The organism is Pseudomonas sp. CM25 (assembly GCF_013179705.1).
In the GTDB taxonomy this organism is placed as follows: Bacteria; Pseudomonadota; Gammaproteobacteria; order Pseudomonadales; family Pseudomonadaceae; genus Aquipseudomonas.
This window is the reverse complement of sequence record NZ_JABMCW010000183.1, coordinates 1-11,078: the sequence shown is the minus strand read 5'-3', so window position 1 is coordinate 11,078 and position 11,078 is coordinate 1. Positions and strand designations below refer to the sequence as shown.

Sequence of the window (11,078 nt, the reverse complement as noted above, 5' to 3'; positions counted from 1 at the left end):
AGTGGTGCCAGCGAGGCGCAGGTGCGTGAAGCTACCGAGCGCACCCGCGAGTTGCACCAGGCCTATGCCATGATCCGCAAGCGGCATGGGCTGTAGCGGCCCGCTCGGCGCATTATCCCTGCGGGCTCATCCAGCCCCGCACCCGGCGGAACAGTTGCTCCTGCTCCGCCGCCTTGTTCCCCGGCATGGCAATCAGCGACAGCTGCTTGTACTGGCTGTCCTTCTGCCGCTTGCTGGCCTGTAGGCGTTGCGCGGCCGCATTGCGATCAGGGCTTCGGGTGGCGTAATAGATGTCGGCGGTCGGTAGCTTCAGGGTCGGCGCCAGGCTTTCCAGGTCATGCTCCACCCGAGCCGGGGTCTGCGCCGCGACCATTACCAGCTTCTGCACCTGTGGTGGCTGTTTCTCGCTCAGGTAGCGGGCCGCCCAATAGGCGCCGCTGCCATGGCCGATCAGCACGATGCTGCGGGCATTGTGCTGCTGGGCGAAAGCCACTGCGGCATCCAGGCGAGCGAAGATGCGCTCGGCATCGGCCGGATCGGTCTGCTCGCTGGCCTGTTCGGCGTCGGTGCTCTCGGCGGTGTCGGCATCGGCGGCAGTGGCCTGGGCGACGTTTGCATTGGCGTCGGCGGGCACATCCTTGGCCGGTGCACTTTCACCTTTGGGTTTTTCGGGCTCGGCTGCCGGCTTGGCTTCGACCCGGGCCTGCGGGCTGTCGGCGAGCAGGTCGGGCAGGCTGATGCTCAGGCTGTGCCAGCCGATATCGGGGAATTTCTGCCGCAGCGGGCCGACGGCGTTCGGCCAGTCGGCAGTTTCGCCAGCGCCTGGGACGATGATCACTGCCCCTTGCGGGTCGCTGTCGTTGGCCGGCTTCCACAGGGCCAGGAAGCTGTCGGCACCCGCCTGCAGGGGCTGCTGTTCGGCCTTGGGGACCAGCCGCTCAAGGGCTTGGGCATCTTCCTGGCTACGCTCCAGCAGCGGCGGTCGCGGCGCTTCGGCAACAGGTGCCGCAGGGGCGCTGGTGGGTGGGTCGGCATCGGCGGCAAGGGCGCCGAGTGGAAGGATCGAGGCCAGGCAGCACATTGCCAGCGTCGTGCGATAAAGTGTGGACATGAGTCAACCCGGGGCCAGAATGATACCGGCAGCCTAATAGTATTTGCCCGTGACGGCCATGCTGCATGGCCGCCTTTGCCAGGACGAGCGTGTAGATGAAGCGAGTGCGTCGCCTGTTGGTTATCGGCTGCTTGTGGCTGCCCTTGATTGCATTGGCCAGGCCCGAGGTAGTGCCCACCGTTGTGCTGGAACCTGCGCAACAGCAGTGGCTGGATAGCCACCGTAGCCTGCGCGTCGGCCTGGTGCTGCAGGCGCCCTACGCCCAGTTCGACCGACGCCTGCAGCAACTGTACGGGGCCAACGTCGAGCTGGTAAGCAGCCTGGCGCAGGCATTGCGCCTGGACCTTACCTGGCGCAACTTTGCTGACCAGGCCAGCCTGGAGCATGCCCTGAAGGCGGGGGAAATCGACTTCGCTCCCGGCCTTTCCCAGACCCCGGCCAGCCTGCGACTGTGGTTGTTCAGCGACCCCTACATGCGCGTGCCGCAACTGGTGGTAGGGCCGCGCACCGGGGCCATGGCCATAGAGCTGGAAAAGCTCGACAGCGAGCAGCGCGTTGCGGTGCGCATGCCCAGCCAGTTGGCGGAATACCTGCGTGGTAACTACGGCAATCTCAACCTGCAGGGCGTGCCCAATGAGCGCGAGGCCTTGCAACTGGTGGTCGGCGGCCAGGCCAGCTTCGCGGTGCTGGATGAAGCCCAGCTCAGCCGCCTTTCCCGCGAGAGCGAGTTCGGTGAGCTGGCGGTGGTGGGCGATATCGGCCTGCCGCAACTGTTGCGTATCGGCTCGCGGCGTGACTGGCCGCTGCTGGCCGATGTGCTCGAGCGTGGTCTGCAGGCGCTGCCCGCCAAGGAGCTGGAACAACTGCACCAGCGCTGGCTGCAGCCGAAATACCCGCGCCTGAGCGAGTCGCCCGGCTTCTGGCAGAACCTGGCCCTGCTGTTCGGGATGTTGCTGTTGTGCGCGCTGGCGACCCTGATGTGGCAACGTCGGCAGCAGCACCGGCTGGAGCGCAGCCTGCTCACCGCGCGGGAAAGCCTGGTGGAGCGGCAAGTCCGTGAAGAAGTGCTGCGCCTGAGCCAGTTCGCCATCGACCAGAGCACGGTAGGCATCCTCTGGGTCAACTGGGACAGCCACGTGCGCTACGCCAACCACGCCGCCGAGCGCATGCTGGGTTACGCGGAAGGCGCATTGCTGGAGCGGCCGTTGAGCGACTTCGAGCCCAGCCTGAACATGGATCGCTGGCTGCAGCTTTGGAAGGGCGCGCGCACCGGGGAGGGCGGTGCAGGGCAGTTCGAAACGCACTGCCAGCGCGCTGACCAGAGCCTGCTGCCGGTAGAACTGTCGCTGAGCTTTCTGCGCTTTCGTGACGCCGAATACCTGGTGGTCTATCTGGCCGATGTTACCGAGCGTCATCGTGCCCTGGCGGCCCTGCGTGAAAGCGAAGCACGGCTCAAGGGTATAGCCGGCAACGTGCCGGGGCTGGTGTTTCGCCTGGAGCGAGACCCCGCCGAGGGCGACCTGGAGTTTCCCTATGTCAGCGAGGGCAGCGAGGCCCTGGTGGGTTATGCGCCCAGCGAAATTCAGCAACCGCACATGGGCCTGCGCAACCTGGTGCACCCCGAAGACCGTGCCGACTACCATCGGGTGCAGGACCTGGCGCTGGCCAGCGATCAGGACTGGTCCTGGCAGGGCCGCATCCTCACCCGTCACGGCGAGCAACGCTGGGCCGATATCAAGGCCAGTACCCGACGCCTGGCCAACGGCCAGGTGGTCTGGGATGGTGTGGTGTGGGACATCACCCAAGGGAAACGGGCCGAGCTTGCCCTGGCGAAATCCCAGGAGCAGTTGCGCGAGCTGTCGGCCCACCTTGAGAGTGTGCGCGAGGAAGAAAAGGCCCGCATCGCCCGCGAAGTGCACGACGAGCTGGGGCAGATGCTGACCGTGCTCAAGCTGGAGGTGTCGATGTGCGAACTGGCCTTTGCCGAGCTGGACCCGGCCCTGAACGAACGCCTGGCCAGCATGAAGCGCCTGATCAGCCAACTGTTCCAGTTGGTGCGCGATGTGGCCACCGCCTTGCGCCCGCCGATTCTCGACGCGGGGATTGCTTCGGCCATCGAGTGGCAGGCGCGGCGATTCGAAGCGCGCACGCAAATTCCCTGTCTGGTGCAAGTACCGGATAATCTGCCAGCCTTGAGCGATGCCAAGGCCACGGGGTTGTTCCGTATCCTGCAGGAAGCACTGACCAATGTAATGCGCCATGCCCAGGCGCACAGTGTCGAGATCGAACTGGTACGAGAGGGCGGGCAATTGCGCATGACCGTCAGCGATGACGGGCAAGGCTTTTGCCGCGAGCAGCCCCGGCCGACCTCGTTTGGCCTGGTGGGGTTGCGCGAGCGGGTGCTGATGCTGGGCGGCAGCATGGCGCTGCACAGTGAACCGGGCGAAGGCACCAGCCTGAGCGTGGCCATTCCGTTGGAACAGGAGAGCGAGCGTGATTCGAGTGCTGGTGGCCGAAGACCACACCATCGTCCGTGAAGGCATCAAGCAATTGATTGGCCTGGCCAAGGACATGCAGGTGGTGGGTGAGGCCGGTAACGGTGAGCAACTGCTCGAAACCCTGCGCCACACGCCGTGCGAGGTGGTGCTGCTGGATATCTCGATGCCGGGCGTCAATGGCCTGGAAGCGATCCCGAGGATTCGTGCGTTGCACGCTGCGCCGGCGATCCTGATGCTGTCGATGCATGATGAGGCGCAGATGGCGGCGCGGGCGTTGAAGGCCGGCGCGGCAGGCTATGCCACCAAGGACAGTGACCCGGCGCTGTTGCTGACTGCGATTCGCCGGGTAGCCGGGGGGGGGCGCTATATCGACCCGGCGCTGGCCGATCGCATGGTGTTCGAAGTGGGCCTGACCGAGTCGCGGCCGTTACATACCTTGTTATCGGAGCGGGAGTTTTCGGTATTCGAGCGCTTGGCCCAGGGTGCCAATGTCAACGACATCGCCCAGCAACTGGCGCTGTCGAGCAAGACCATCAGCACCCACAAGGCGCGGCTGATGCAGAAGCTGAAGGTGAACTCGCTGGCAGAGCTGGTGAAGTACTCCATGGAGCACAAGCTGGTCTGATTGCGACATACCTGTCTATCAGCCTGTAGCGAATCCCTGTGGGAGCGGGTTCACCTGCGAAAGGGCCAGGCCTGCCATGTGCGTTGCCTGGGCTGACCCCTTCGCGGGTGAACCCGCTCCCGCAGGGTGAGCAGCGCGGCTGAAGTGAGTATTCCAATCCCGCCATCTTTGTAGGGGGATCCCTACAGTCAATCTTCCATCCGGATGATGGCATTCTCTCAGCACCCCCGATTTCCGGGCGCTTGCCGCTTGTCTAGTCTTTGCCTACGCAGTCATCCAACAAAAAGGTGCAGGCATGAGCGAGGCGAAGTCGAATGCTGCAACCAGCGAAACGCTGGTCAGCTTCCGTGGTGTGCAGAAGAGCTACGACGGCGAGTCGCTGATCGTCAAAGACCTCAATCTGGACATCCGCAAGGGCGAGTTCCTCACCCTGCTTGGCCCGTCCGGCTCGGGCAAGACCACCAGCCTGATGATGCTGGCCGGCTTCGAAACACCCACCGCCGGTGAAATCCAGCTGGCCGGGCGCTCGATCAATAATGTGCCTCCGCACAAGCGCGACATCGGCATGGTGTTCCAGAACTACGCGCTGTTCCCGCACATGACTGTCGCCGAAAACCTGGCCTTCCCGCTGAGCGTGCGCAACCTGAGCAAGACCGACATCAGCGAGCGGGTCAAGCGGGTGCTGAACATGGTCCAGCTCGACGCCTTTGCCCAGCGCTACCCCGGCCAGCTGTCCGGCGGCCAGCAGCAGCGCGTGGCCCTGGCCCGGGCGCTGGTGTTCGAGCCGCAACTGGTGCTGATGGACGAGCCACTGGGCGCCCTGGACAAGCAACTGCGTGAACACATGCAGATGGAGATCAAGCACATTCACCAGCGCCTGGGTGTGACGGTGGTGTACGTGACCCACGACCAGGGTGAAGCACTGACCATGTCGGACCGCGTGGCGGTGTTCCACCAGGGTGAAATCCAGCAGATCGCCGACCCCCGCACGCTGTACGAAGAACCCTGCAATACCTTCGTCGCCAACTTCATCGGTGAGAACAACCGCATCAACGGCACCCTGCTGGCCAGCGATGGCAAGCGCTGCCAGGTGCAGCTGCCGCGCGGCGAACGGATCGAGGCGCTGGCGGTGAATGTCGGCCAGGCCGGCGAGCCGGTGACCCTGTCGATCCGCCCCGAGCGGGTGCGCCTGAACGGCCACAGCGAAAGCTGCGTGAACCGGTTCTCCGGCCGGGTGGCCGAATTCATTTACCTGGGCGACCACGTGCGGGTGCGCCTGGAGGTTTGCGGCAAGGGCGACTTCTTCGTGAAGCAGCCGATTGCCGAGCTGGATCCGGCCTTGGCCGTAGGCGATGTGGTACCGCTGGGCTGGGAGGTGGAGCACGCCCGCGCGCTCGATCCGATTGCCGAAGCCCATTGATGGATTGCTTCACCAACCCTGTACTGTGGAGAGAATAATAATGCGCAAGCAGTTGAAACTGACCGCCCTGGCCTTGGGGCTGTTCGCCGCTGGCCAGGCACTGGCAGCAGACCTCACGGTGATTTCGTTCGGCGGCGCCAACAAGGCGGCCCAGGAAAAGGCCTTTTACGCGCCGTGGGAAAAGGCCGGCAAGGGCAAGATCGTGGCCGGCGAGTACAACGGTGAAATGGCCAAGGTCAAAGCGATGGTCGATACCAAGAGCGTGTCCTGGAACCTGGTGGAAGTAGAGTCGCCAGAGCTGGCACGCGGTTGTGACGAGGGCATGTTCGAAGAGCTCGACCCGGCATTGTTCGGCAATGAAGGCGACTATGTTTCCGGTGCCATTCAGCCCTGCGGCGTCGGCTTCTTTGTCTGGTCCACGGTAATGGCCTACAACGCTGACAAACTCAAGACTGCACCTACCAGCTGGGCTGATTTCTGGGATACCAAGCAGTTCCCGGGCAAGCGTGGCCTGCGCAAAGGCGCCAAGTACACCATGGAATTCGCCCTGATGGCCGATGGTGTCGCACCCAAGGATGTGTACAAGGTGCTGGCGACCAAGGAAGGCCAGGACCGCGCCTTCAAGAAGCTCGACGAGCTGAAACCCAGCATCCAGTGGTGGGAGGCCGGCGCCCAGCCGCCACAGTTCCTGGCTTCGGGTGACGTGGTCATGAGCTCGGCCTACAACGGCCGGATTGCTGCGGTGCAGAAAGAGAGCAACCTGAAAGTGGTATGGAACGGCGGTATCTACGACTTTGATGCCTGGGCCATCCCGAAGGGTGCCAAGGATGCAGAGGCGGCTAAGCAGTTCATCGCGTTCAGCGTGCAGCCCGAGCAGCAGAAAACCTACTCCGAGAACATCGCCTACGGCCCGGCCAATTCCAAGGCTGTGAGCCTGCTGTCGGACGAGGTGAAGAAAGACATGCCGACCACGCCTGAGAACATCGCCAACCAGGTGCAGATCGACGTGGCCTTCTGGGCCGACAACAGCGAACAGCTGGAACAACGCTTCAACGCCTGGGCGGCGAAGAAGTAGACGGCCAGCGTTAGGGGGCCGCTTTGCGGCCCTATTTTCAGTTCGTATCGCGGAGTTCGCCATGGCCATCGCAGTGCCCCTCAACGAAGGCGCAGGTCAAAGTCTCAAGCAGCGCCTCAAGCACGCCGAGCGGGTCAACCGCTGGAAGGCGCAGGCGTTGATCGCGCCGCTGGCGCTGTTCCTTGTGCTGGTGTTTCTGGTACCGATAGCCGCGCTGCTGTACAAAAGCGTCGGCAATCCGGAAGTGGTCGCCGGCCTGCCGCGCACGGTAGACATCATTACCCAGTGGGATGGCAAGAGCCTGCCGGGCGAGGATGTGTACAAGGCACTGAGCCAGGACCTGGCCGAGGCGCGCAAGAACCAGACGCTTGGCGACCTATCCAAACGCTTGAACATGGAACTGGCAGGCTACCGCAGCCTGTTGACCAAGACTGCCAGGGCGCTGCCGTTCAAGGCTGAACCGGCCTCCTATAAAGAAGCCTTGCAGGCGCTGGACGAGCGCTGGGGCGACCCTGCCTACTGGCAGGCGATCCGCCGCAACACCAGCACGGTGACCTCGTTCTACCTGCTGGCTTCTGTCGATCACCGTATCGATGACCTTGGCGAACTGGCCAAGGCCACCCCGGACCAGGCCATCTACCTGGACATCTTTGCCCGCACCCTGTGGATGGGTGTGGTGATCACCGCCATCTGCCTGGTGCTGGCCTATCCGCTGGCCTACCTGCTGGCCAATCTGCCGACCCGGCAGAGCAACCTGCTGATGATCCTGGTGCTGCTGCCGTTCTGGACCTCGATCCTGGTGCGGGTAGCGGCGTGGATCGTGCTGTTGCAATCCGGTGGCCTGATCAACAGTGCGCTGATGGCCATGGGTATCATCGACCAGCCGCTGGAACTGGTGTTCAACCGCACCGGCGTGTACATCTCGATGGTGCACATCCTGCTGCCGTTCATGATCCTGCCGCTGTACAGCGTGATGAAAGGTATTTCGCCCAGCTACATGCGCGCGGCGATTTCGCTGGGCTGTCACCCGTTCGCCAGTTTCTGGCGTGTTTACTTCCCGCAGACCTACGCTGGTGTCGGCGCCGGTTGCCTGCTGGTGTTCATCCTGGCCATCGGCTACTACATCACCCCGGCGCTGCTGGGCAGCCCCAACGACCAGATGGTCAGCTACTTCGTCGCCTTCTATACCAACACCAGCATCAACTGGGGCATGGCTACCGCGCTGGGCGGGCTTTTGCTGCTGGCGACCGTGCTGCTGTACCTGATCTATAGCTGGCTGGTTGGCGCCAGCCGCCTGCGCCTGAGCTGAGGAGCCTTGTCATGCTGAGCCCATATATGTCGCCGGTGGAGCGGGTCTGGTACTACAGCCTGCGCATTCTTTGCGGCCTGATCTTGCTGTTCCTGATCTTGCCGGTGCTGGTGATCGTGCCGCTGTCGTTCAACAGTGGCAGTTTCCTGGTGTACCCGCTGCAGGGCTTTTCGCTGCAGTGGTACCAGGACTTCTTCGGCTCGGCCGAGTGGATGCGGGCACTGAAGAACAGCATCATCGTTGCCCCGGCGGCGACGGTGCTGGCCATGGTATTCGGTACACTGGCGGCCATCGGCCTCACCCGGGGCGACTTCCCCGGCAAGTCGCTGGTGATGGCGTTGGTGATTTCGCCAATGGTGGTGCCGGTGGTGATCATTGGCGTGGCCAGCTACCTGTTCTTCGCCCCGCTGGGCCTGGGCAACAGTTTCACTTCGCTGATTCTGGTGCATGCGGTGCTGGGTGTGCCGTTTGTCATCATTACCGTGTCGGCGACCTTGCAGGGCTTCAACTACAACCTGGTGCGTGCTGCCGCCAGCCTGGGCGCTTCGCCGCTGCTGGCGTTCCGCCGGGTGACCCTGCCGCTGATCGCACCAGGGGTGATCTCCGGGGCATTGTTCGCGTTTGCCACCTCGTTTGACGAAGTGGTGGTAACGCTGTTCCTGGCCGGGCCGGAGCAGGCGACCCTGCCACGGCAGATGTTCAGTGGTATTCGCGAGAACCTGAGCCCGACCATTGCGGCGGCGGCAACCTTGCTGATTGCGTTTTCGGTGGTGCTGTTGCTGACCCTGGAGTGGTTGCGTGGGCGCAGCGAGAAGTTGAGAACACAGCAGCCTGCCTGAGGGTGTGTTGCCTTTTCCGGCCTCTTCGCGGGTAAACCCGCTCCCACAGGGATCGCGCACGGTTTTTAAATTCTGCGCAAGACAGTTGCTCCCACAGGATTTGTGCAAAATTTGAAATTGCGCGGTCCCTGTGGGAGCGGCTTTAGCCGCGAAGAGGCCGGCACAGGTTGTAACAACTGGTCGACACCCTTTGATACCAATCAGCCCTCATCCCTTTCCCTGAGTTACAATGCGCGCCACCGTGATTCTGCCAACAGGTGCGCCATGCAGCCCTACGCTATTGCCCCCTCCATCCTTTCCGCCGATTTCGCCCGCCTGGGTGAGGACGTCGACAAAGTGCTGGCTGCGGGTGCCGACATCGTCCACTTCGATGTCATGGACAACCACTACGTACCCAACCTGACCATCGGCCCGATGGTGTGCACCGCCTTGCGCAAGTACGGCGTCACCGCGCCGATCGATGTGCACCTGATGGTCAGCCCGGTCGACCGCATCATCGGCGACTTCATTGAAGCCGGTGCCACCTATATCACCTTCCACCCGGAAGCGTCGCAGCATGTCGACCGTTCGTTGCAGCTGATCAAGGACGGCGGCTGCAAGGCTGGCCTGGTGTTCAACCCGGCCACTAGCATGGACGCCTTGAAGTACGTGATGGACAAGGTCGACATGGTGCTGCTGATGAGCGTCAACCCGGGCTTCGGCGGGCAGAAGTTCATCCCTGGCACCCTCGACAAGCTGCGCGAAGCGCGTGCGCTGATCGACGCCAGCGGGCGTGACATTCGCCTGGAAATCGACGGCGGCGTCAACGTCAACAACATCCGCGACATCGCTGCCGCTGGCGCCGATACCTTCGTGGCCGGCTCGGCGATCTTCAACGCCCCGGACTACCGGGAAGTCATCGCCAAGATGCGCGCCGAACTGGCCCAGGCCCGCCCATGAGCGGCTTCGAGCAGCTGTTCCCCGGGGCGCTGCCCAGGCTGGTGATGTTCGATCTGGACGGTACCCTGATCGATTCCGTGCCCGACCTGGCCGCCGCCGTGGACTGCATGCTGCTCGAACTGGGGCGCCCGCCCGCTGGCCTGGAGGCAGTTCGCCACTGGGTCGGCAACGGCGCCCAGGTGCTGGTGCGCCGGGCGCTGGCGGGTGACATCGATCACACCGCCGTGGACGATGCGCTGGCCGACCAGGCGCTGGCGCTGTTCATGGACGCCTACGCCGAAAGCCATGAGCTCACCGTGGTCTACCCCGGTGTGCAGGACACCCTGCGCTGGTTGCGCAAGCGGGGTGTGGAAATGGCGCTGATCACCAACAAGCCCGAACGCTTTGTCGGCCCCCTGCTGGACCAGATGAAGATCGGCAACTACTTCCGCTGGATCATCGGCGGCGATACCCTGCCGCAGAAAAAGCCAGACCCGGCGGCGTTGCTGTTCGTCATGCAGATGGCCGGCGTTACCCCGCAGCAATCGCTGTTCGTCGGTGATTCGCGCAGTGACGTGCTGGCGGCCAAGGCAGCTGGCGTGCAGTGTGTTGGCCTGACCTACGGTTACAACCATGGCCGGCCGATCCACGACGAATCCCCCAGCCTTGTCATCGACGACCTGCGCGCATTGCTGCCCGGTTGCGCAGACCCGGCCACTGGGATAACGTTGGCGGACCTTCAAGCCTCACAAGACAGAGAGTCCACCGTGGCGGTTACTGGCAAATTCTGGATGAAAGTCATCAAGGCCCTGGCCCGTTGGCGTTGGCGCGCCTGACTTCAGCCTGCCGGCGCGTGCCGGCCCGTCCGTTTGCCTGACCCATTGCTGCTTGCCACGAGGCTACTCATGAACCGCGAAGAATTCCTGCGCCTGGCCGCTGCCGGCTACAACCGCATTCCCCTGGCCTGCGAAACCCTGGCCGACTTCGATACGCCGCTGTCCATCTACCTGAAACTGGCCGACCAACCCAACTCGTACTTGCTCGAATCGGTGCAGGGCGGCGAAAAGTGGGGCCGTTACTCGATGATCGGCCTGCCGTCGCGCACGGTGATGCGGGTGCACGGTTACCACGTCAGCATCCTGCAGGATGGCGTCGAGGTTGAAAGCCACGATGTCGAAGACCCGCTGGCATTCGTTGAAACCTTCAAGGACCGCTACAAGGTCGCCGACATTCCTGGCTTGCCGCGTTTCAACGGCGGCCTGGTCGGCTACTTCGGCTACGAC

Annotated in this window: 9 protein-coding genes and 2 pseudogenes; 10 read left to right on the top strand and 1 reads right to left on the bottom strand. The window is 63.4% G+C overall.

Annotated features, from left to right (window positions below; genetic code table 11):
• A pseudogene (locus HP546_RS18480) lies at positions 1-96 on the top strand (molecular chaperone DjlA); the annotation flags it as partial.
• A gap of 16 nt (positions 97-112) precedes the next feature.
• On the opposite strand, the gene HP546_RS18475 reads toward HP546_RS18480, so the two are convergent.
• Entirely contained in the window at positions 113-1,111 is a 999-nt protein-coding gene (locus HP546_RS18475) for an alpha/beta hydrolase family protein (protein ID WP_172228134.1), read from the bottom strand.
• A gap of 95 nt (positions 1,112-1,206) precedes the next feature.
• Here HP546_RS18475 and HP546_RS18470 point away from each other — a divergent pair, with 95 nt between their 5' ends.
• From HP546_RS18470 to HP546_RS18430, 9 genes and pseudogenes are all read left to right on the top strand, one after another.
• On the top strand, positions 1,207-3,648 hold the full coding sequence (locus HP546_RS18470; protein WP_172228132.1) for a PAS domain S-box protein: 2,442 nt from the start codon (positions 1,207-1,209) through the stop codon (positions 3,646-3,648).
• Positions 3,605-4,234, top strand: coding sequence for a response regulator transcription factor (locus HP546_RS18465; protein WP_172228130.1), 630 nt, complete (start codon positions 3,605-3,607; stop codon positions 4,232-4,234). The genes HP546_RS18470 and HP546_RS18465 overlap by 44 nt, the downstream gene beginning before the upstream one ends.
• A gap of 295 nt (positions 4,235-4,529) precedes the next feature.
• On the top strand, positions 4,530-5,654 hold the full coding sequence (locus HP546_RS18460; protein ID WP_172228128.1) for an ABC transporter ATP-binding protein: 1,125 nt from the start codon (positions 4,530-4,532) through the stop codon (positions 5,652-5,654).
• A gap of 40 nt (positions 5,655-5,694) precedes the next feature.
• On the top strand, positions 5,695-6,729 hold the full coding sequence (locus HP546_RS18455; protein ID WP_172228126.1) for an ABC transporter substrate-binding protein: 1,035 nt from the start codon (positions 5,695-5,697) through the stop codon (positions 6,727-6,729).
• Positions 6,730-6,790: 61 nt separating this feature from the next.
• Positions 6,791-8,038 carry an ABC transporter permease gene (locus HP546_RS18450; protein ID WP_172228124.1) on the top strand — a complete coding sequence of 416 codons (1,248 nt, stop codon included), beginning with the start codon at positions 6,791-6,793 and terminating at the stop codon, positions 8,036-8,038.
• An 11-nt stretch (positions 8,039-8,049) separates the two neighbouring features.
• Positions 8,050-8,877 carry an ABC transporter permease gene (locus HP546_RS18445; RefSeq protein WP_172228122.1) on the top strand — a complete coding sequence of 276 codons (828 nt, stop codon included), beginning with the start codon at positions 8,050-8,052 and terminating at the stop codon, positions 8,875-8,877.
• A 264-nt stretch (positions 8,878-9,141) separates the two neighbouring features.
• Positions 9,142-9,816: a ribulose-phosphate 3-epimerase gene (rpe, locus tag HP546_RS18440; RefSeq protein WP_172228120.1), complete on the top strand. Its 675-nt coding sequence runs from the start codon at positions 9,142-9,144 to the stop codon at positions 9,814-9,816.
• Entirely contained in the window at positions 9,813-10,631 is an 819-nt protein-coding gene (locus HP546_RS18435) for a phosphoglycolate phosphatase (protein ID WP_172228118.1), read from the top strand. Before rpe ends, HP546_RS18435 begins: the two co-directional genes overlap by 4 nt.
• A gap of 69 nt (positions 10,632-10,700) precedes the next feature.
• Positions 10,701-11,078, top strand: a pseudogene (locus HP546_RS18430) (anthranilate synthase component I); the annotation flags it as partial.

What these genes read in the sequence shown, in the direction of transcription:
- HP546_RS18475 (WP_172228134.1), bottom strand. Translation starts at nt 1,111, where the DNA reads ATGTCCACACTTTATCGCACGACGCTGGCAATGTGCTGCCTGGCCTCG.
- HP546_RS18470 (WP_172228132.1), top strand. Translation starts at nt 1,207, where the DNA reads ATGAAGCGAGTGCGTCGCCTGTTGGTTATCGGCTGCTTGTGGCTGCCC.
- HP546_RS18460 (WP_172228128.1), top strand. Translation starts at nt 4,530, where the DNA reads ATGAGCGAGGCGAAGTCGAATGCTGCAACCAGCGAAACGCTGGTCAGC.
- HP546_RS18455 (WP_172228126.1), top strand. Translation starts at nt 5,695, where the DNA reads ATGCGCAAGCAGTTGAAACTGACCGCCCTGGCCTTGGGGCTGTTCGCC.
- HP546_RS18450 (WP_172228124.1), top strand. Translation starts at nt 6,791, where the DNA reads ATGGCCATCGCAGTGCCCCTCAACGAAGGCGCAGGTCAAAGTCTCAAG.
- HP546_RS18445 (WP_172228122.1), top strand. Translation starts at nt 8,050, where the DNA reads ATGCTGAGCCCATATATGTCGCCGGTGGAGCGGGTCTGGTACTACAGC.
- rpe (WP_172228120.1), top strand. Translation starts at nt 9,142, where the DNA reads ATGCAGCCCTACGCTATTGCCCCCTCCATCCTTTCCGCCGATTTCGCC.
- HP546_RS18435 (WP_172228118.1), top strand. Translation starts at nt 9,813, where the DNA reads ATGAGCGGCTTCGAGCAGCTGTTCCCCGGGGCGCTGCCCAGGCTGGTG.